Here is a 21,373-nt window from a genome sequence, read left to right as displayed (position 1 = left end):
TTATTCAGTTTCGATAACGAAATCCCTGCAGGATTAAACTTCTACCGAGCCGGTATATACAACCTGGGCAGGTCCGGTCATATAGACATGGTTGTCATGCTCATTCCACTCAATAAACAGATCGCCGCCCTTCAGGCTGATCGTGGCCGAGCGGTCTGTATGGCCATTCAGTACCGAGGAGACCAGCGTTGCGCAGGCTCCGGTGCCGCAGGCCAGTGTCGGTCCGGCGCCGCGTTCCCAGACACGCATATCGACATGGCTGCGGTTTAGCACTGTCGCGAATTCTACGTTCACTTTTCTCGGGAAAAGCGGGTGCACCTCAAGCTTTGGCCCCCAGGTCGCAAGATCAAACGACACGGCATCCTCCACATAGATTACACAGTGCGGATTGCCCATGGATACGGCCGTGAACTTGAATTCCGTTCCGTCCGCCTCGATGGGCTGGTCCAGCACAGGCTCGGCATCTATTGCCACCGGAATCTGCAGGCCCGACAATACAGGTTCTCCCATATCGACCGTAACCTTCTCCACCACGCCGTTCTTCACCTGCAGGGATACCTTTTGTTCACCGGCACCGATGGTTTCAATCACAATCTGCTCCGAGCTGACGAGACCCTGCTCATATACATATTTGGAGACGCAGCGGATTGCATTTCCGCATTGCTCCGCTTCTGAGCCATCCGAATTCATAATGCGCATCATATAGTCTCCGCGCTCCGACGGAAGAATGTAGACAAGACCGTCGGCTCCGATGCCGAAGAACCGGTTGCACAAGGTAACTGCAAGCTCGGAAGCATTGCCCGGCAGCTCCTGCTCACCGAATACGATAATAAAATCATTTCCAAGTCCGTGCATTTTTGTAAATTCCATTGAAAATCCCACTCCTAAAAGTTTTGTTAGCATTCACATCTTCTGAACAAGCATACCTTAAGGAGTGGTCTTAAGCTATTGACTTTATGCTGAAATTTTTGTACTTTTTATCATCGTCCGGCCTCCGCTGCGGCTGCGGTTCTTCTTACCGCCCCACACGCTGCCCGCTCCCATCAGGAAGGTAGGGATACCGGCGGTGACCAGCACCAGACACCATTCGCGGAAGCTGAGCGGTACGGTCTTAAATACCGGCTGCAGCGGCGGCAGATACATAACAGCCAGCATTAGCAAAATAGATGACAAGACGGCCAGCACCAGATATTTATTCTGGAAAGGATTGCGGTGGAACACCGAACGGGAACTGCGGCAGTCAAATACATGAATAAGCTGAGCCATAACCAGTGTAGCAAAAGCAACCGACTGTGCGCGGATGAGCTGCTGCGGGCTGCCTGGATCAATACGCAGCGTCAACCAGAAGGCGCCCAGGGTGCATAGACCGATCAGCAGGCCCCGGCTGATGATTTTCCAGCCCAGGCGGCGGGCAAAAATATTCTCCTTCGCTCCGCGTGGCTTGTGCTCCATCAGATCCTTCTCCGGCTGATCCACGCCTAGCGCCATCGCAGGCAGTCCGTCGGTGACCAGATTGACCCAGAGAATCTGGATTGGCACCAGCGGCAGCGGCAGCCCCAGCATCATAGCGAAGAACATGGTCAGGATCTCTCCGACATTGGAAGCCAGCAGGTAACGGATAAATTTGCGGATATTCTCGTAAATATTCCGCCCTTCTTCTATAGCTGCCACGATCGTTGAGAAATTATCATCTCCGAGAATAAGCGCTGATGCTTCTTTAGTGACATCGGTGCCGGTGATGCCCATGGAAATCCCGATGTCCGCCGCTTTAATTGCCGGAGCGTCATTCACACCATCTCCGGTCATAGCCACAACATGGCCCCGCCGCTGCAGAGATTTGACGATCCGCAGCTTATGCTCAGGGGAGACGCGGGCGTATACATATACAGAGTCTGACACCTTATCCAGCTCATCATCAGTCATCCGCGTTAGCTGGGAGCCGGTCAGAACGGTCCCACCCCGCTGCAGAATACCAAGCTGATGGGCAATGGCTTCGGCGGTAGTTCCGTGGTCACCGGTAATCATCACCGTCTTGATTCCTGCCCGCCGGGTTATGCTGATCGCGTCGCGCACTTCACGGCGCGGAGGATCGATCATTCCGGCCAGTCCGACAAATATCAGCTGGGATTCCGCTTCTTTTTCACTGTCCGCTGCTTCGCCTGATCGCAGCTCACGGTAAGCCATCCCTAGTACACGCAACGCTCCGGAAGCCATCTCCTCGTTCGCTTCCAGCACCTTCTGGCGCAAAGTCGGTGTACAAGGGACAACCCCACCTTCCCACAGCATATAGGTGCAGTTGCTCAGCAGCACATCCGGCGCTCCCTTGGTGCAGATCATGCGTCCGCCGGGATGCCCCACGATCACAGACATCAGCTTGCGCTCAGAATCGAAAGGAAACTCCTTCTCTCTGGCATACGTTACAGCAAGCGACTGGGCAGTAAGCCCCATCTTCGCGGATAAAGCGACTAATGCGCCTTCGGTAGGATCGCCCTTGAGCTCCCATACCGACTGGGTGTCTGCCGCCTTGTCCGTTTCCCCCTTATCCTTTCCCTTGCGTTTCCCCCGGCTGTCACTGGACAGAGACTCAACAATTTCGGCATTGCTGCATAAAGCCCCGACCTGAAGCATGCGCCGCAGGCTTTGATCATGCTTGAGATCAACGGCTCGCCCCTTCTCCATCACTTGTCCGCTGGGAGCATAACCTTCGCCCGTCACGTCCATACTGCGTCCTCCGGTCCACAGCCGCGTTACCGTCATCTTGTTCTGGGTCAGGGTGCCTGTCTTGTCAGAGCAGATTACGGAGGCGCATCCGAGAGTCTCTACCGAAGGGAGCTTGCGTACGATCGCTTTGCGTTTGATCATCCGCTGCACACCAAGTGCGAGCGCGATAGTGACAATCGCCGGCAGACCTTCCGGAATGGCTGCAACTGCAAGACTGACGCCTGCCAGGAACATCGCTGTAGCGGGCTGACCGTGCAGAATGCCAGCAACGACGACGACAATGGTCAGACCGAGCGAAACGTAGATCAGGATCTTCCCAAGCTGCTCTAGGCGGTGCTGCAGCGGCGTTTCCTGCGATTCAGTGTTTTGGATCAGATCGGCAATTTTGCCCATCTCGGTATCCATCCCTGTACGGACTACAACCGCCCTACCTGTGCCCCGTGTTACCATCGTCCCCATGAAGCCGATATTTTTCTGGTCCCCCAAGGGAATCTCCTCGGCATGAATCGGTTCCGCGTGCTTAGAGACGGGCAGCGATTCGCCGGTCAGTGCAGATTCCTCGGCATAAAGTGCGCTGCACTCCAGCCAGCGGATGTCAGCTGGAATCCGGTCGCCGCTTTCCAGCAGAACGATGTCGCCGGGCACCAGCATTTTTGCCGGTATAACTTCCTGCTTTCCGCCCCGCAGCACTTTGGCAGAAGGTGCCGAGAGCTGCTTGAGTGCGCGCAGTGAACGCTCGGCACGGAATTCCTGGACAAAACCCAGAACTCCGTTGAGTAAAATAATGGCGATGATCGTAATTGCATCCAGATATTCACCTAAAAGTCCGGATACCAGCGTCGCTCCCATCAACACAAGCACCATAAAATCCTTAAACTGATTCAGCAGCAAGGTGATCGGAGAAATTGTCTTCCCCTCCGAAAGCTCGTTATACCCGCTCTCTTTGCGTCTCTCCTCCGCCTCCTCTCCGCTTAGGCCTACTCCAGGATGAATGTTCAGCATCCTCTGCAGTTCCTCCGCACCGAGCCGGTGCCAACTTTTTTGTTCCATGACTATTCTTTCCCCTCCCGGTCGTTTCTTGACTTCCGGCGGCGCACAGCTTTTCCACCTGTTCATGACAAAGTCTATTCATGGTCGTCCCAAAATATCACAGCTTCAGAGCTTCTCCTTTTGCGCGAATGTGTTAAAGTATGGCATCATAGAGAAGAGAAATTTATTATTATGCGACAGGAGAACATTATCATGGCATTAGACGGCATCGTTACAAGAGCGATCGTGCATGAGCTTGGGCCTTTCATCGGTGCACGCGTCGGCAAAATATATCAACCAAACGCTCACGACCTTATCTTCATCCTGCGCGGCGCAGGCGGCGGAGGCAAGCTGCTGCTGTCGGCCAATCCGACCTACCCGCGACTGCATCTGACAGACCGGAACACGGTTAACCCTGCGGAAGCACCGATGTTCTGCATGCTGATGCGCAAGCACTGCGAAGGCGGCACGATTGAGAGCATCACCCAGGTCGGCATGGAACGCATCATTCATATAAACATCAAGACACGGGATGAGCTGGGAGACGTTTCGGCCAAAAAAATTATTATTGAGCTCATGGGACGGCACAGCAATATCATTCTGACCGATCTCTCCACGGGCACGATCATCGACGGTATTCATCACGTTACCCCATCGATCAGCAGCTACCGGAATGTCATGCCCGGCATCGCCTACCTGGAGCCGCCGCAGCAGCACAAGCTGAATCCGCTGGAGATCGGCAAAGAGGATTTTGTTACATTGTTCTCCTCGGCAGAAGAAGCAGCACTGCTGGCAGGCACCCGGGAGGAAGAAGAGCCCGAAGAAATTATTGAGGGCGAGATTGCGGACCTGCTGCGGTCTCTGGAAGAGCCCAAAGCGGATGGTTCAGGCGGTCCATCGCCAACAGCCGATCCAATCGGATGGATGGTGCATGCCTTCAGCGGTATGAGTCCGCTGATTGCCGGAGAAATTGTGCGGCAGCGCAGCGCCGGCGGTTCCGAAGCCGTGGAGCCCGGACGCGATCAGCAGGATGATGCTTCTGACGACAGCAGCGGGAATCCACTCCTGTTGTGGGAGGCCTTTAATCAGGTGCTGGCTCCGGTACGGGAATTCCGGTTTTCACCGGTTATAGGGACGAATGCCAAAGGCAAACCCGTTTTCTCGGCAATTCCGCTGGCATTGCCGGATGAAAGCTTGAAGCATTACAGCTCGATCAGCGTTTGTATGGAAGACTATTACGGGGATAAAGCGGAGCGGGATACCGTGAAGCAGCGCGTCAGCGATCTGATTCGCTTCCTGGGCAATGAGCGGAGCAAAAATATTAAAAAGCTCGCCAATCTCCAGAAAGACCTGGAAGAAGCGGAAGATGCCGACCGTTACCGGATTTGGGGCGAGCTGCTGTTTGCGTCACTGTATGCCGTGTCCAAGGGCGACAAGGAAGCCCGGCTGGTGAACTATTACGATGAGAACCAGGCGGAGACGACCATTCCGCTTGATCCGCTGCTGACGCCTTCGGACAACGCGCAGCGTTACTTCAAGAAATACAACAAATACAAGAACAGCCTGCGGGTCATCGGTGAGCAGCTGATCAAAACCCATGAGGAAATTGCTTATATGGAAACACTGCTGCAGCAGCTGGCCCACGCCTCGCTCAATGATATCGAGGAAATCCGCGATGAGCTTGTCAGCCAGGGTTACATGCGCGACCGCAGCAAAAAGGGCAAAAAGAAGAAGAAAACCACCCGTCCTACCTTACAGGTGTTTACCTCCTCCGAGGGCGTGGACATCTATGTCGGCAAAAACAACCTGCAGAACGAATACGTCACGAACCGGCTGGCTTCTGCCAACGACACTTGGCTGCACACGAAAGATATCCCCGGCTCGCATGTCGTGATCCGCAGCGAGGAATTCGGTGATACCACCCTGGAGGAAGCGGCTCAGCTTGCCGCCTACTTCAGTCAGGCCAAGCAGTCAAGCAGCGTACCAGTGGACTGCACCCTGATCCGCCATGTCCGCAAGCCAAGCGGTGCAAAGCCCGGCTTCGTCATTTACGATCACCAGAAGACACTGTTTGTCACACCGGATGAGGCGCGGATCAAAAGTCTGCCGAATGCTTTGAGAAGCTAGCTCCGTGCCCTTCTTCGTTATTTCAAATATCCGGACAGACCAAAGAACCTCCAAGCCTGACGAAACATCGTCTGGGGCTTGGAGGTTCTTTATCTATTCTGGTGTTTAAAATCGTCAATGTTCATAACTATTACTTTCAGCTATTGTATTGACCCCTTTGGTTAATTGGATTAAGCAGGCATACTTAACTCTCTATCCCTTCAGCCGCTCCAGCACATCGGCAGAAACCGTAACGCTTCCCAGATCACCATGGAAGATTACACCCTGCCGCGCACCGTGAAAATCCGAGCCGCCGGTAACAACCAGGCCGAATTCTTCGGCCATCTCCAGATAACGCTCCTCATCGGCAGGAGTGTGGTCAGAATGATAGACCTCAATGCCCCGCAGAGAGCTTCGGGTCAGAATGCCGCGCACCAGCTCATCATCGCCGTAGATGCCGGGGTGAGCCAGCACTGGAGTGCCTCCGGCTTCAATAATCCATTCACAGGCCAGCTCAGGTGTTATCCGCGGGGGAGAAACATAAGCCGCTGCACCGGTTGCCAAATATTTATCGAAGGCCTCGCGCATATCCGCTGCCGCGCCCAGCCGAACGAGTTCATCAGCGATATGGGGCCGCCCGATACTTTCATCAGGCTTCAACTCACGGCCGATCCCTGCAACAACATTGTCCAGCGTAATATTGATGCCAAGTCCGCGCAGCTTGCCGATAATAGACGCATTGCGCTTGGCACGGGTATCTCTTTGCTCTGCAAGCCGCGAGAGAAACAGTTCCTGATGAGTATCGATATAATATCCAAGCACATGAATCTCCTTACCTTCTGCACGGGTGCTGATTTCTACGCCGGGTACAACAGTAATCCCGTACTTCAGGCCCGCCTCCAGCGCTTCGGCAACGCCGCTTACCGTATCATGGTCGGTAATTGCTACTGCGGCCAGCCCTTTATGACGGGCAATCCGCACATTTTCCGCCGGTGGCTGCATCCCGTCCGAAGCCTGTGTATGGGTATGTAAATCACATCGGCCATGTACTTCTGGTTTAGCACCATCTATTATGTTGCTGGCTTCCACATCGTTCTCCATCATGCCACTCCTTGTCCCAAGTTTATAATGTACCTGTTGACTCCCATTCTTCACGAAGAATCCCCATCTTTATGGCATCATAATATTCGCCCCGCACAATCCGCGCTTTGCGGACACGGGCTTCCTCCACCATCCCGCATTTGGCGGCCAGCCCCATCATCCGGACGTTGCCGGACCAGGTGCCGATGCCGAGACGGACCGTATCCAGCGAATTGAACAGATATTCCATCCACATGCTGAAGGCTTCGGTACCGTATCCTCCAGACCAATAACGGGAGTCATAAATAGCAATTCCGATTTCAAACCAATTCGTGACTTCCGAAACCCAGTATCTGCCCACGCTTCCCTTTATCTCACCATCAATCTCGATAATCAAACGGTTCCGCGGTTTATCTGTACCCACAAGTGCCAGCATCCCGTTATATTTTTCCGCAAATTGTGCATAACTTACTTGCTCCAGAGGTTCGTAGGGACCATCCCATTGCAGAAACTCGCGATCTTCTGCCTCATAATAGAAATAATAGATTTTGCGGATATCCTCTTCCCTCAGGTCCCGCAAGACAACCTTCTCTCCGCGCAGCAAAATGACCATCATCAGACTCCCCTATCCCACTATTATTCGCATACCTCTCCTCGTAAACTTCATCCAAGGGATTCCGCAATACCATCCCAATCGCCTACTGGTCGTTCGCGTGCTGGCGTAAAAAGGTCAGAAACGTAACCGCAGAGATCGGCAGCAGCGTTGATTTTAGATGAATCGCATAGAATTGTCTCTTAAAAGAAGTATCCGACAGATTCACAATCTTCAGCAGCCCCAGCGTCACCTCATGCTTAACCGAGGAGGCTGAGATTATGGTCAGACCCAGCCCGGCCTCCACCGCTGATTTTACCGCACCTGTGCTGCCCAGCTCCATCACAACTCGCATAGCGGCCGGATCCAGCCCCTTGGCTATCAGCTGTTCTTCCATCACCCGTCGTGTTCCCGAGCCCTGTTCGCGCAGCACAAACGGATACTCCAACGCTTCCTCTAGTGTAACTTCATCCCTGTCTGCCAGCGGATGCTCACTGGGAACAATCAGCTTGAGCTCATCGCCCATGACTGGTTCAATCTCCATGTCGGGATGGGACACCGGCGCCTCGATCAGCCCGAAATTTAGCTGGTGTTTGTGAATTTCCTCCATGATCTGCGACGTATTCATCACTTTCATCATGATCGAAATATTTGGATACGCTTTGCCAAAAGGGCCAAGCAGACGCGGCAGTACATATTCTCCAATCGTCAGGCTTGCCCCGAGCTGCAGCCGTCCCTCCAGCATATGGGTAAAGGCTGACATCGCCTGATCCGTCTCCCGCATCAGTTGAATGCTGCGCAGCGCGAAGGGCATAAGCGTCCGTCCGGCCTCGGAGAGCACAATTTTTTTACTCGAACGGTCGAACAGCTTGGCTCCGAAATAGTCTTCCAATGCCTGTACCTGCATCGTTACCGCCGGCTGCGTCATATGCAGTGTCTGGGCTGCAGCAGAGAAGCTCCCCCGTTCAGATACCGTATAAAAAATATGAAGCTGATGAAAATTCATGCACTCAAAGCCCCTTCATAGATCATAAATTATTTTAAAAAAGGCATGCAGCCACCCGCCGCATACCTTCTTTGTAATTGCTGTGCATTATTTGCGTTTGCGGCGCTTCTTCATCAGCTTCATGCGGCGCGAGTTGCGCAGACGCGAATAATAAGCTTGCAGGTCACGCAGTTGGGGAGTCGCGGAGATCCGCCCCAGATAAGATACGATTACCATAACATACAGCGGACGCCCGGAGAGGCTCGTTACATCTTCCAGCTCCTTAAACTCGGCAATGACTAACGTATCCTCGTCAATCAAATACGCGTTATGCTCCTTTTGCTGGTAAGGTTTGATCCGGTTTTGCTTCAGGCATTGCCACATCCATGCACTGAGTTGTCCGCTGTCACTGCTTTCCGGGTTAATCCGGTCCAGATAGCGGCTCTTGGCATGATTGGTGATCACAATATCAGCGACCCTGTAGTCATTCAGCATGATGTGGAAGGGTTCAAACGCCCCCCACCATTCCATCCCCTTGCCATGCATTATCATCACACTCCACCGAAAGGGTCTTGGCATGCTCTCTTATTGTTGTCAATCTTACCGCATTGACGCGGGTTGTTCAAGCACGCCCCTAATCAGCGAATGCGAAACACCAGTGTTAGTTGCCGGACCCGCTTGCGATTCTGTCTGCGTCATCCACAAGACTGCTGCCTTTGATCATTTTGCATTTTTTCTTGATCCGCGCCGCCTCACCTGAAATGGCTTCGATGGAATCAAAACGCTGGAAGCGGTTGGTCACTATGGCGATGGAAATCGAGACGAGCGGAATTTCTTCCATCACTCCTGAGCGGCTTTCAGTCAGCACGTACTGCTGTGCAAGATGGCCGGTATGATAAAAGCCCTTCACCGCTGTCTCAAATTCCCTGATGATGATCCTGCAGCAATCCTCATAATCATAATTATTGATGAAAATGATAAAGTCATCCCCGCCGATATGCCCTAAAAAGCCCTCCAGACGCAGCGCACAGTGCTTTAAAATTTCCGCAGTCGCCTGAATCATCCGGTCTCCTTCCTTAAATCCATAGGTGTCGTTATAAGCTTTGAAATGGTCAAGGTCAATATAAAGTACGCTGAATTGCTCCTGCAGCAGTGATTTCACCATCCATTCATTGATGCTCAGATTACCCGGCAGACCGGTAAGTGGGTTCAGAAAACTGGCGGCTACAGCCTGAATCTCGGCAAAATTAAGCAGCAAATCTCTTACACTCACGGCCCCGAACATTACACCTTCATGGATAACGATCACATAATCATAAAGATTCTCTTCATTTCTGTTCATTGCCAGCCTGCTGACCTCGGTGATCGGTGTTTTGTACTCTACGGCAAGCGGATTTCTGTCCATCACGAGCGAAACCGCTCTTCCCATATACAGCGTATAACCGTATAAAGTGCCTATCTGCTGGTAAAATCGGATCCTCATAATTAATGCAACCGGATGCCCGTTTTCGGTTACCGCTACTCCTTGGAGCTGGGGATTGCTTTTAAATATTTGATCCACGTATTCGCATTTATGATGAGGGGAAATCTCCGGAATTTGCTCCGCGATTTCACCGATCTGAAGAAACATGCTTGTAGCCTCCTCTCACCGGAACTTTAATGATATCGGAGGGGAACGATCCATGCACGGGACGATGGACGGGCCTGCCCAGAGCGTACCCTTGACCGAATTCAATCCCCGCCTGCTGCAAAAATTGCAGCTCCCCGGCTGTCTCGATTCCCTCGGCAATCACCCGGGTCGGTGAACGTTCGGCGTATTCCCGGACCAGCTCCAAAAGTTCCTGCTGTTCCCGGTTGCCCTGAATGCCGTGGATCAGAGACTTGTCCAGCTTGATGAATTCCGGCTTTAAATACACCAGTGTCTTCAAGCTGTTATACCCGGAGCCGGCATCATCGACAGCGATCCGGAAGCCCTGCTCGCGGTAGTGGGACAGCACTTTTTCAAAGCCTACATAATCCTGTACAGCCTGCCTTTCGGTCAGCTCAAAGACAATCCGCTCAGGTGACAGCCCGAGCTCCTGCAGCAGTCCCAAGGTTTCTCCGCTTTTATGGCGGGCATCATTCAGCACCCCCGGATGCACATTGATGAAGACAAGCCGTTCACTTTCCGCACCTGCTTTCGGAAGCCGCTCCACATACCGTGAAAGCGACAGCCTGCGGCAATCCTGCTCGAAGCGGAACATCTGCTCCGTCCGTCCGGCAAACTCATAGAAATGCTCTGTAGTCGGAAAATGTACCGAGCCAGGAGGCCTGTTCAGTACCTCATGTCCGATGGTCCGTCCGGAAGACAGCTGCAGTATCGGTTGAAAAAAAGTATCCAGCCGTTTGTTATTCATAATATCCAGGAAGGCGGTCAATCTTCCCAGTTCCTTGATCTCACCTCTCATCCTTCCATTGAGATGCTGGAGGTATTGGGAAATCACCGATAATTTTGGGGGCATTGCCCACGGTTTGGTCATCATATCACCTGTATGCTTTTCTACGTGAATTTTGTCACTCTCTTCCGAGTATAAACAGGAAATATTAAGCAGCGATAAAGTGACCGTCCTACACGCTCTATTTTCCCTTTCAATATGACCGCTAAAGGTTTCAAACTATATAAGTTGAACTTTAGATTTAGCGGGCCGGCATAGAATGCAACTGCGGTGAATGTTTGGACTTCCGGCCGCTGTTGTCTACTGATTTCTTGATGAATACCTCTCTTAGCGGTAGAAATCCGTAGACAAAGCATTCCTGTATACTCTTAAATTTTGACTTTGAAATTTAACGAGCACCTCCTTATGATGAAAAGGTGTCCACGACGACAACCAAAACATCTATAAGGAAGGTACTCTTATTATGAAGTTAAAACAATCGGCTCAACAAAATCAACGCATTGAACGCATTACCAGTCATCATCTTATCATTGGTATCGACATCGCCAAGTTCACTCATGTCGCTCGTGCGACAGACTACCGAGGCATCGAACGAGGAACCTATCTTGCCTTCTCTAATGACCTGGAGGGTTATGAAAAGTTGTTTCAGTGGATGCAAGCTCTCAGGGTCCAATTTAACAAGACCGATGTCATCTTCGGTGTTGAGCCAACCGGTCACTACTGGTTTAACTTGGCGCTCTGGCTTCAAGAGAAGCAACTCGAACTCGTTCTCGTCAATCCTTTCCAGGTGAAACGCAACAAAGAAAACCGGGACAACTCTCCAACTAAAAATGACGTTAAGGATGCCTTGGTGATTGCCGACATGGTGAAGAATGGCTACTACAGTGACGTTTATCTCCACGCCGAATCGTATAGGGCGCTTAGACAACTTGTCACCACCAGAGACTATATTTCCAAACAAGTCTCTAGCGTTGTCAACCAAATGTACCGGTGGACCGACATATACTTCCCCGAGTTTCAGCAGGTATTTAAAGACATCACTTCGAAGACGGCTCTGGCGACGTTGGCCGAATTTGCGCATCCCTCCGATCTTCGTTCCTTATCGGTTCAAGATGTCATTTCAGGGTGGAAAAAACGGTTAAAACGTGCGGGAAGCCGCACGGCAGCGGCCGCCCTCATCCATGCGGCGCGGCGCAGCGAACCGTAGCCATCCCAGATTTGGTAGAGGAAGCTAAACTCAGTATATCGATACTTTTGCAGCAACTACAGCTGTATAACGACCAAATGGATCAACTGAAGGAAAAGATAAATCGGATTCTTCAAAACATTCCCACAGCGAAGATCCTGCGATCTATTAAAGGGATAAATGACATTACGCTGGCTGCGTTATACAGTGAAGCGGGTGATTTAAGCCGCTTTGTTCACGGCAACCAATTGCTTCGATTAGCCGGTTTACATCTGTCTGAGAACAGCTCAGGTACCTACAGAGGCCAAGTGAAAATCACAAAGCGAGGGCGACCCGGACTGCGAAAAATCCTCTTTATAACGGTCTTTCAGATGGTCTCTGTTAATCCGGAATTTCGGGCGCTGCATCAGCATAACAAACGAGTGAAGAACATGACCGGCATGAAGTCAATTATGAAGCTGTGCGGGAAGCTTGCTCGCATGCTTGTAGCGATGTCGAAGAGCCATTCCGATTACGATGTGTACAAAGTAAACCCAGCAGCCTAATAAACCTAGCACCCGCTTGCCAACTGGCTCATTCGCAGGATTCACAATGAAGCATGAGGTACCGCTACGACCGCCTAAAGGGCTCAGACCCGTGGACAAAGCACTGACGGACTTCATCTCCTTGATAGGTGTAACGAAGGAATGTAAGGGCATAGACCCGTTGAGACATGGGAGGGTAAACCTCAAGGATGAAGATGGAGCATGCAAATAAAGGAATATAATGGGAATTTTTCATATTCCCTTATTTCGTTATGCCCGTGCCGCCATTCACCCCCCACTCTCGTCTGCTTCGTTACCACATTCGTGTTCACAACGAATGAAATCCTGCGAATTAGCGAGCTAGCGCAAGAAAACTGAATCATAAGGAGGGAGGCGGTCGCTATCGCTCCTACAGTTCCAAAATTCCCCTCCGCTGCTTTTGCCTCTAGCTAGTTCTTTAGTTCAACTGATATAGCCCGCCAACAAAAAAAACCTCTGCCTGCAAAGCAGGCAAAGGAATATGAGGAAAGCCAAACCGAGCATACAAAAAACAGGCGCCAGCGGCGCCTGTCATCCTTCGGGAGTTTCAGCTTCAGGAATTACAATCCGTAATAACGGGACTTGTCCGGTCCGTTACTGGTGTATTCCGTCTTCAACTCATTGCGGTAAGATCTTTCAATCTTGCGCACGTAGGAAAGTCTGCGGACATTCTTCATAACTTCCTCGGCACGTTCCGCATTCACATACATGACCGCATAATGCATCTTCCGCGATACATAATGCAGTGTTCCATATTTCTCCAGATTACGCGCCGCCTTAACGTCGCTAACCCATACGATATATCCTGTCCGTTCCGCAAACATTAGCTCATCCGCCTTTCTTTCTCTCCCTCTCAGAGGCGCTTATCCGCAGGAGCATTTGCCTCCGCTGCCGCATCCGCCACCCTTAGGATTCGGGTCATTGCTTGGAACCTTGATGCTCTCCGATACAGAGAACGCAATCGCTTCCGACATGGAATGAAGAATATCATCCAGCGTCTTCTCGGCCAGCTTGAAGCGGGCAACTTCCTCGAACTGTTCAAGTTCCTGCTCCACCCGCGATACCTCATCCTTGGCCGAATGATAGTTCGGGTGAAAATGTCCGAACCGCTGTGTCTCTTCGAACAGCTCCTTCTTGTTCTGCAGCTGTTTGACCATGGCCTGGATTTCCGGGTTGCAATCTACCCGGCCTTTCCAGTATAAGTAATCCGACACTTCGGCCGATTGGTTAATCATGTCGCCTAATTCATAGGCGTATGTCAGCACTTCGGCCATATCGACCGTATTCAACTCCGCTACGCTCATGAACTTCAACTCTTTTCTACGTTAATGTTCTACCGTAAACAGTAGACTACCTTATCATAACATAACCACTTGCTCCAGCAGAAGAAGAATTTCTCAGCTCCGCAGGAATCAGCAGCTTCATTTCCTCCCAATCTCCCGGGTCCAGTTCCATTTCCGCATCACGAATCTGCGAATCGGAATCCAGCAGGCATCCGGAGACTCGCCAGGGATGTCCGCTGATCCGCCCGGGAATAAAGTCGCAAACTTCATCTCTTATGGAAAGCCGGACTTTAATCCCCCACTTCAGCGCCTGCTCCATCACCTTTTGGGCCGTGGAACCGTGATACTTCCGCCATTCCTTGATCCACATTTGCGGAACGTTTTCTTCACCGGTCCAAATGCTCTCTTCCACTTCAGCTGAGGACAGCGGTAAAGACTGATAAACAGCTTCCCCGCTAAGGATTCCCCGCTTGGGGTCCGGAGCCGGGAGAACGAAGTCAGCCAATGGCAGGCCGGGATCGCCTAGATCAAATAGTTTTTGCTTCGCGTTTCCTTCCCTGCCGCCGATGATCCGCGGCGGGGCCATTCCGGCTGCCGCAAGCTCCTTGCGCACCTGCTCCACCTGATCACCCTGCACGATAAAATGAAGCGGGCCTACACGGGTGAGGCTGCCGCCAAGCCGGGGATGGGCGGCAATATCCGCTCCATCCGCCTCACTGTTGCAGGACAGCAGAATCACCTCGGAGAATGCCGTTCGGCCAATCCCCTTTGCCCACTGTCTTAAAGATAGGTCCACCTGTTCCGGCAATCCCCCTTGTGCATGGGCAGCCAGCCAGGAAATCGCCATCTCTGGAGACAGTCCCTGTTCAGCGGCATGCTCCAGCCTTTCCCGGGTCAGCCTGAAGCTCCACAGATCATCACTATGCAGCAGCTCCGAACAACCGCCAAGCGTCCACCGGACAGTGTATGGCACTTCCGGCGGCACCAGCACCTCGAAATCCGGCTGAACAATAAACGACTGAAGGGAAGAATCTTGTAATATCTGCTTCTCCACGGACGCTGGAGCATTCAGGTCTTCCACTGTCCCGCAGCCGGGAGCTGGCCTATCCGCAGTGAACAGATTCACGCAGCTGTCCCCTGCTTCCCAGCCTGGATCGGGCGAAGGCTTGGAGTCCGTCCAGCGGAAGCACCAGTCCCCGTAATCACTATACCCCAGCTCGCACCAGCCAAACCCGGCCAGACAGCTAAACCATGCCAGACAGGAGGCTTCCACTGCTGTTTCAGGATAATCTGCCGCAAGATTTAACTTATGCAACCTGTCCAGAATATCCGGCAGGGAGAACCATTGACCAGGCGGGAACTCTCCCGCGGAAATACAGTATCGAAAATGCTGCCTGACTGGCTCCTGCAAGCCGTAGCGGTTCAAGATCAGGTTATACAAAATATCGTTCATCTGCGGCTCATTGAGCGCAAACCATTGACCCAGCCTCTCCAACTCCAGCATATAAGCCTCACTCTGCCGGCTGATCAGTCCAAGCATGAGCATTAGATCAACCAAAACCATGGCTGTCAGAGGCTGGGGCTCAGCATAAGCATCTCCGGGAATCAAACCCCGTAAATGCTCTTCGCGCAAAGAGAGCAGTGCTGCCAGACGGCTGATATTCTTCTTGTGGATCACACCTTTGGCAGTCAGAGGCAATCCTTCACGCGCTGTGAACAGCAACGCACGAAACAGCTCACCCGGCAATCCGCTGCCTGCGGCAAGCTTGAGCATCACCCTTTCGCCTGCCACTGGCAACGGGCTCATGGAGAAGAAATGCTGGTGGATAGCTGCGAGCTGCCGCACGGGAATTTGATATAGCTTCTCCCCCCATATTTTCTGCCGCAGCTCCAGTATTCCAGCCTGACGAAGCTCCTTCAGTGCAAGCTGCTGCTCGGCTCGGCACAGGGTGGCAGGACGCAAGCTGTCTGCCTTCTCCACCGCAAAGGGCTGGGCCGCATAGACCGCGCATATTATTTTCAGCACTTCCTGCGCTTCGGGCGATACCCCGTTCATAAAACTGCCTCCTCTTGCGTGTCCATGCCTCTGACGGCGTAATCGTAGCCTTGCTCGGTCAGAAACAGCCGCCGCCGCAGAGCAAAATCCTGTTCTCTGCTGTCCTCCGAGACAAGTGTATAGAAATACGCTTTATTCTCACCCGGCTTCGGGCGCAGAATCCGGCCCAACCGCTGGGCTTCCTCCTGCCGTGAACCAAAGGCTCCCGAAACCTCAATCGCCACCGAGGCATCCGGAAGATTCACGGCAAAATTGGCCACCTTGGAGACCACCAGCACCCGCAGCTGCCCTTCATTGAAGGCAGCATACAATTGGCTTCTTTCCCGCTGTGGCGTTTTCCCCGTGATCAAGGGCGCCTGCAGGCTTTCGGCCAGCTGCTCCAGCTGATCCAGGTATTGGCCGATGACCAGTACCGCAGCACCGGTATGGGACTTAATGATTTTAGCGGCAGCCGCTGTCTTGGCCGGATTCCCGGCAGCAAGCCGAAACTGCTCTTTTCCGCCAGCATAGATATACTTGCTCCTTAAGCCGGAGTTCATGGGTATCAACATCTCTATGCAATCCACAGCGGCGATCCAGCCCTCTTTCTCCAGCGACTTCCAGGGCAGATCATAACATTTCGGACCGATGAGGGAGAATACATCCCCTTCCCGCCCGTCTTCTCTGACAAGCGTAGCGGTAAGCCCCAGACGGCGGGTCGCCTGTATATCCGCCGTAGCCCGGAATACAGGAGCCGGAAGCAAATGGACCTCGTCATAAATGATCAGTCCCCAGTTCCGTTCATTAAACAGATTCATATGCAGAAACGGTCCGTCTTTGGCCCGGCGAAACGTCAGTATTTGATAAGTTGCCACAGTGATTGGACGTACTTCTCTTTTCTCACCGGTATACTCCCCTACGGCATTTGCATCCAGATTCGTCCACCGCAGCAGTTCATCACGCCATTGTCCTACGGAGGTAGAACTTGAAGTCAGAATCAGCGTCTCGCATTGCAGATCTTCCAACACAGCAAGACCTACAACCGTCTTGCCCGCACCGCAGGGTAGAACGACAACACCGCTGCCTCCCGTGCCCCCAATCCCCCGAAACATACGGACAGCTTCCTTCTGATAATCCCGAAGCCCGAATGATGCTTCCGGTTCCAGTTCCAGCCCCTCTGCTCCCCTCCAGGCCAGACTTAAAGTCTGCCCTTCACGATAACCGGCATAATCCAGCACAGGATAGCCCAGCCTGGTCAGCTCTTGCTTCAGTATCCCGCGCTGTTCAGCGGGACAGACGCTTTCCTGGGGGAGGTGCCTCCGCAGACCCAATGCCTGTAAGGATTGGTTCACTTCCAATTCATCCAGCAGTTCGGGTTGATTGGCACGTAAAATAATATAGCGGGGATCCCCCGCATGAGCATACAGCTCCAAGCTGCCGTACCGGGACATCAGCTCACCAATCTCCTGCTCCAGTTCGCCAGGAATCCCCCAGCGGGAGAGCTTTTTCAGGCTGGAAATAATATTCTCCGCTGTATGACCGGAAGCGGCAGCATTCCAGAGCGACAATGGTGTAATCCGGTAGGTGTGGTAAGCGGTTGGGCTTTTGACCAGCTCCGCGTAATCCGCCAGTGCAATTCTTGCGGCCTCGAACCCGGGATGAGCGCAATCCAGCAGGATTGTCCGATCTTTCCGGGTGATGCAGGACCCTGTTCCATTCATCGAATCCCTCCTGTGCTTGTGTCATGTTCAACCTGAGTTGGGGTATGTATCCCGTATCCCGCCCGCAGGATAGCGGAAAAAGCCCATCTCCGCGCCAGCGGACATGAGCTTCCCTTGTATTCTTATCAATGCAGCTGCCGCTGCGAGATTTCGCTCAGCGCTTCTCCCGCTTCGTCCGCGAAGATACGCTTCACCGCCAAATCGCCGAGCGATACGATGCCGATCAGCTTCTTCCCCTGGACCACCGGCAGGCGGCGGACTTGTGCTGAAGCCATGAGTTCAGCCGCCTCGTCCACAGATGCAGATTCGGAAACAGTGATGACCTCTTTGCTCATCACCGTTTCCACGGAGGTTGATCCAGAATGCTTGTCCGCATAACCTCTAAGCACAAGATCCCGGTCTGTAATTACGCCAATCAATGTTTCTCCATCATTAGAATCAACTACGGGAACAAATCCGGTGTCATAGTCTCTCATTTTGACGGCAACCTCATATACATTATCGAGCAGTGTAACCGTCGCAGTGTGCGTGGTCATTACCTCTTTGACTGTCTTCAAGAAGCCTTCCTCCTGTCATGTCGCTATGTTATACGGGAGTAGGGTTTCCTCAATGTCTTCAAATTATACGGTAAAAGATTATTCGTTCAGACAAGAATCAGCCATTGCCACCAGCAGCTTGGCGCCATGCAGCATGGCCTCTTCGTCAAAATCGAATTTGCTGTGGTGATGCGGATAAACCGCCCCTTTATCCGGATTGCCTGCGCCCACAAAGATGAAGCAGCCGGGAATCTCTTTGACATAATACGAGAAATCCTCCGCCGGCATAAGCTTCTCCATAAGGATAACATCTGCGGAATCACCTAGTGCCTCAGGAGCTACCCGGAAAAAGCGGTTGAATTCCGCTTCATGATTGACCAGCGGCGGGTAACCCATGAGGTAGTCGATCTTGGATTCCGCACCATATGCTGCGGCTATAGAGGCTGTAAGCTCTTCGATTCTCCGCCGGATTAAATAACGCGTCTCCTCATCAAACGCGCGCACCGTTCCGGTTATCCGGCAGCGTTCCGCGATGATATTCTGCGCAGAGCCTCCCTGGATCGTTCCCACGCTGACAACAGCGGGACACAGCGGATCAACGGAACGGCTGACAATGCTTTGCAGTGCAGTGACAAGCGCTGCACCGGCCACAATGCTGTCGATGGTGCGATGGGGCATGCCGCCGTGTCCGCCTTTGCCGGCAATATCAATAAAAAACTCATCGGCAGAAGCCATTAGCGGTCCGGGGGCACTGCCGATGGTGCCCAGTGGAAGCGGAGTCCACAGATGCAGGCCATAGATAGCGTCCGCCCCCTCCAGTACCCCTTCGGCTATCATGCCCTGCGCTCCACCGGGGCAAATTTCTTCCGCCGGCTGGAACAGAAACCGCAGTTCTCCTGTGATCTCTTCACGGCGGGTGCTGTAATACGAAGCAGCGGCGAGCAGCATGGCTGTATGCCCGTCGTGGCCGCAGGCATGCATGACCCCTGTATTCTGTGAGGCATACTCGCTGCTGTTCTCCTCCGTGATATTCAGGGCATCCATATCCGCGCGCAGGACCACTGTTTTGCCTGGCCGCATTCCCTTAAGGATTCCTGTCAGTCCATAACCGGCTCCGCTTCTTCTGACCTCAATTCCGAATTCGGCCAATCTGGCCGCTACATAAGCTGACGTCTCCTTCTCCTGGTATGACAATTCCGGATGACGGTGCAGATGGCGGCGCCATTTCACCATTTCCGGAAGCAGTTGTTCGATTGCTAACCTGTCCATATTCGCTCCATTCCCTTCTCCCGATAACCCGCTCCGGCCAAGACAGCAAGCGCTCCGCATCTTCATATCCCGGCCGCAAAGAGCTATATTTCTTTTATTGTAGCAGAAACGCAAAAAAGTGGGTATCTCCAGGCCCCGCCTGCCCTTGCGCAACCTTGGGAAACATACTATCATGAGGTAGACGTCTATAATTGCGATCAGAAATAATCATTATACTTCATAAAGGGGATATGTGCGCTATGATATTTGAGAACACGGGCCTCGTAGGATTGAAAAGCGATCTTCTCTATCTGGACGAAAGCGCGGCCAAGGCCGGGTTCATCCGCTGGCAATGGGAATACTATCGCGCCACTTACGACTGTAAGATCGAAGATCAGCAGAACGGCGGAGAGTACTTCCTGCGGATCAATACGCGCGCTGTCGAAGGAAAGCTGGAGAAGCCGGATACCATACTTACCATTGAAGCCGTTTACTTGGGCAAAGCAACCTTTCCCCATGGCCTGGAGTATACATCCCCTGTGCCGCAGCCTGTACTGGACACTGCCGCCAAGCGGATACTTGAACTGAAAGAGCTGTTGGAAGCTTGAGTAGCGTAAAGGGAAAGACAACCAAAAAAGTCAGCCTGCCCAAAAGAGGAACACCCGACTTCCAACTGCTTATTCTCACTTTGCTCCTTGTCGGCTTTGGACTGGTTATGGTTTTCAGCGCCAGCTCCAGTCTCACCCTGGCCAGTCAAAAATTCGGCAATGATTCGTTGTATTTTGTAAAAAAACAAGTTGTCTTTGTCATACTGGGAATCATCGTCATGTTTACAGTCATGAATATCCATTACAGCAAATTCAAAAAGTGGTACGTGCCCATCTTCATCCTTACCTTGATTCTGCTGCTTGTAGTGGCTTTTACGGAGCGTATCAACGGTGCAAAAAGCTGGCTGAGCATCGGGAAGCTGGGCATCCAGCCTACCGAGCTGGCCAAACTCTCAATTATCCTTTATTTATCTGCACTCATTTCCAAAAAAGGCGAGCGGCTGAGGGATTTGCGCACCGGTTATATTCCGGTGATGGTCATTGTGGGAATTGTGGCCGGTCTGATTATGATGCAGCCGGATCTGGGCTCCTGTCTTATTCTGGTAGCTACCAGCGGGCTTGTCATTTATGCCGGGGGAGCCAGTATGAAGCATATTCTCGGTTCAATCGCCTTGCTAGTGCTGGGGGTTGGACTTGTCATGGGGGCAAAGACAGCAATTGATTCCTTGTCCCCGCCTACAAGTGAGAACATTGCCGCCAATGATTACAGAAAAGACCGGATTTCAGCCTTCCTGGATCCGGCTCAAGATGCTTCAGACAGCGGGTATAATATCATGCAGTCTTTGATTGCCCTCGGAGAAGGCGGAACTACAGGCTCCGGATTTGGACAAAGCGTGCAGAAGCTTCATTACCTGCCATATCCGTATACTGACTTTATATTTGCGATAATCGGGGAGGAACTGGGGTTTGTTGGAACCTCGATCTTTCTCCTGCTATATCTGTACTTTATCTGGCGAGGCATTCTGATTGCACTCAGGTGCACCGATCCCTTCGGCACACTCGTCGGCATCGGAGTCATGGGGCTGATTGCCATCCAGGCCTTTGTCAACATCGGCGGGGTGACGAAGACGATTCCGTTGACGGGGGTAACCCTGCCTTTCATCAGCTATGGCGGTTCCTCTCTGCTTGTTTCCATGCTGTGCATGGGAATCATGCTCAGCATTTCGAGAGAAACCAACCGTCCCGCCAAGGAGGAGGTCACGAAATCCGTGACCACTGTCAGAGGTGTCCGGGCCCGCTAAGGGT

19 protein-coding genes are annotated in these 21,373 nt (G+C 52.5%); 5 read left to right on the top strand and 14 right to left on the bottom strand.

What is annotated here, in order from left to right; translation table 11 throughout:
- Positions 1–33: 33 nt before the first annotated feature.
- Together dapF and MHI45_RS32925 are read right to left on the bottom strand one after the other, a co-directional pair.
- Complete coding sequence (gene dapF / locus MHI45_RS32930) at positions 34–870, bottom strand: diaminopimelate epimerase (protein WP_076111289.1); 837 nt, start codon at positions 868–870, stop codon at positions 34–36.
- 84 nt (positions 871–954) lie between these two features.
- Positions 955–3,771, bottom strand: coding sequence for a calcium-translocating P-type ATPase, SERCA-type (locus tag MHI45_RS32925; protein ID WP_076111288.1), 2,817 nt, complete (start codon positions 3,769–3,771; stop codon positions 955–957).
- 192 nt (positions 3,772–3,963) lie between these two features.
- On the opposite strand from MHI45_RS32925, the gene MHI45_RS32920 reads away from it, so the two are divergent.
- On the top strand, positions 3,964–5,877 hold the full coding sequence (locus MHI45_RS32920) for an Rqc2 family fibronectin-binding protein (RefSeq protein ID WP_076111287.1): 1,914 nt from the start codon (positions 3,964–3,966) through the stop codon (positions 5,875–5,877).
- 192 nt (positions 5,878–6,069) lie between these two features.
- On the opposite strand, the gene MHI45_RS32915 is transcribed toward MHI45_RS32920, so the two are convergent.
- The 6 genes from MHI45_RS32915 to MHI45_RS32890 form a co-directional block, all read right to left on the bottom strand.
- The gene (locus tag MHI45_RS32915; RefSeq protein ID WP_076111286.1) at positions 6,070–6,957 is read right to left on the bottom strand and encodes a PHP domain-containing protein; all 888 of its coding nucleotides are present in this window, start codon (positions 6,955–6,957) and stop codon (positions 6,070–6,072) included.
- A gap of 22 nt (positions 6,958–6,979) precedes the next feature.
- Complete coding sequence (locus tag MHI45_RS32910; RefSeq protein WP_076111285.1) at positions 6,980–7,549, bottom strand: GNAT family N-acetyltransferase; 570 nt, start codon at positions 7,547–7,549, stop codon at positions 6,980–6,982.
- 85 nt (positions 7,550–7,634) lie between these two features.
- Positions 7,635–8,534 (bottom strand): selenium metabolism-associated LysR family transcriptional regulator, encoded by a 900-nt coding sequence (locus tag MHI45_RS32905; protein ID WP_076111284.1) that lies wholly within the window; start codon positions 8,532–8,534, stop codon positions 7,635–7,637.
- An 87-nt stretch (positions 8,535–8,621) separates the two neighbouring features.
- A complete protein-coding gene (locus MHI45_RS32900) occupies positions 8,622–9,059 on the bottom strand; it encodes a hypothetical protein (RefSeq protein ID WP_076111283.1) in 438 nt (145 codons plus the stop codon).
- A 115-nt stretch (positions 9,060–9,174) separates the two neighbouring features.
- On the bottom strand, positions 9,175–10,143 hold the full coding sequence (locus MHI45_RS32895; protein ID WP_076111282.1) for a GGDEF domain-containing protein: 969 nt from the start codon (positions 10,141–10,143) through the stop codon (positions 9,175–9,177).
- A complete protein-coding gene (locus MHI45_RS32890; RefSeq protein ID WP_256718131.1) occupies positions 10,124–10,960 on the bottom strand; it encodes an EAL domain-containing protein in 837 nt (278 codons plus the stop codon). Before MHI45_RS32890 ends, MHI45_RS32895 begins: the two co-directional genes overlap by 20 nt.
- Before the next feature lie 451 nt (positions 10,961–11,411).
- Here MHI45_RS32890 and MHI45_RS32885 point away from each other — a divergent pair, with 451 nt between their 5' ends.
- Both MHI45_RS32885 and MHI45_RS32880 read left to right on the top strand, forming a co-directional pair.
- Positions 11,412–12,155: an IS110 family transposase gene (locus MHI45_RS32885; RefSeq protein ID WP_341118617.1), complete on the top strand. Its 744-nt coding sequence runs from the start codon at positions 11,412–11,414 to the stop codon at positions 12,153–12,155.
- Positions 12,074–12,679, top strand: a complete 606-nt coding sequence (locus tag MHI45_RS32880; protein ID WP_341118616.1) for a transposase — start codon at positions 12,074–12,076, stop codon at positions 12,677–12,679. Before MHI45_RS32885 ends, MHI45_RS32880 begins: the two co-directional genes overlap by 82 nt.
- 578 nt (positions 12,680–13,257) lie before the next feature.
- On the opposite strand, the gene MHI45_RS32875 is transcribed toward MHI45_RS32880, so the two are convergent.
- From MHI45_RS32875 to MHI45_RS32850, 6 genes are all read right to left on the bottom strand, one after another.
- Positions 13,258–13,521 carry a YlbG family protein gene (locus MHI45_RS32875; RefSeq protein WP_020432997.1) on the bottom strand — a complete coding sequence of 88 codons (264 nt, stop codon included), beginning with the start codon at positions 13,519–13,521 and terminating at the stop codon, positions 13,258–13,260.
- A 39-nt stretch (positions 13,522–13,560) separates the two neighbouring features.
- A complete protein-coding gene (locus MHI45_RS32870) occupies positions 13,561–14,001 on the bottom strand; it encodes a YlbF family regulator (RefSeq protein WP_038590509.1) in 441 nt (146 codons plus the stop codon).
- A gap of 46 nt (positions 14,002–14,047) precedes the next feature.
- Positions 14,048–16,036: a helicase-associated domain-containing protein gene (locus tag MHI45_RS32865; RefSeq protein ID WP_076112030.1), complete on the bottom strand. Its 1,989-nt coding sequence runs from the start codon at positions 16,034–16,036 to the stop codon at positions 14,048–14,050.
- On the bottom strand, positions 16,033–17,736 hold the full coding sequence (locus MHI45_RS32860) for a DNA repair helicase XPB (protein WP_076112032.1): 1,704 nt from the start codon (positions 17,734–17,736) through the stop codon (positions 16,033–16,035). Before MHI45_RS32860 ends, MHI45_RS32865 begins: the two co-directional genes overlap by 4 nt.
- A gap of 125 nt (positions 17,737–17,861) precedes the next feature.
- Positions 17,862–18,293: a CBS domain-containing protein gene (locus tag MHI45_RS32855; protein ID WP_038590501.1), complete on the bottom strand. Its 432-nt coding sequence runs from the start codon at positions 18,291–18,293 to the stop codon at positions 17,862–17,864.
- Between the two features lie 78 nt (positions 18,294–18,371).
- Positions 18,372–19,541, bottom strand: coding sequence for a M20 family metallopeptidase (locus MHI45_RS32850; protein ID WP_076112034.1), 1,170 nt, complete (start codon positions 19,539–19,541; stop codon positions 18,372–18,374).
- Between the two features lie 239 nt (positions 19,542–19,780).
- Here MHI45_RS32850 and MHI45_RS32845 point away from each other — a divergent pair, with 239 nt between their 5' ends.
- Complete coding sequence (locus MHI45_RS32845; protein WP_076112035.1) at positions 19,781–20,128, top strand: YugN family protein; 348 nt, start codon at positions 19,781–19,783, stop codon at positions 20,126–20,128.
- Entirely contained in the window at positions 20,125–21,369 is a 1,245-nt protein-coding gene (gene ftsW, locus MHI45_RS32840) for a putative lipid II flippase FtsW (RefSeq protein ID WP_076112037.1), read from the top strand. The genes MHI45_RS32845 and ftsW overlap by 4 nt, the downstream gene beginning before the upstream one ends.
- Positions 21,370–21,373 lie beyond the last annotated feature (4 nt).

This window comes from Paenibacillus sp. FSL H3-0321 (genome assembly GCF_038002865.1).
Classification (GTDB): Bacteria; Bacillota; Bacilli; order Paenibacillales; family Paenibacillaceae; genus Paenibacillus_AQ.
Note: the sequence above shows the minus strand (reverse complement) of the source record. Positions and strands in the feature narration are given on the sequence as shown.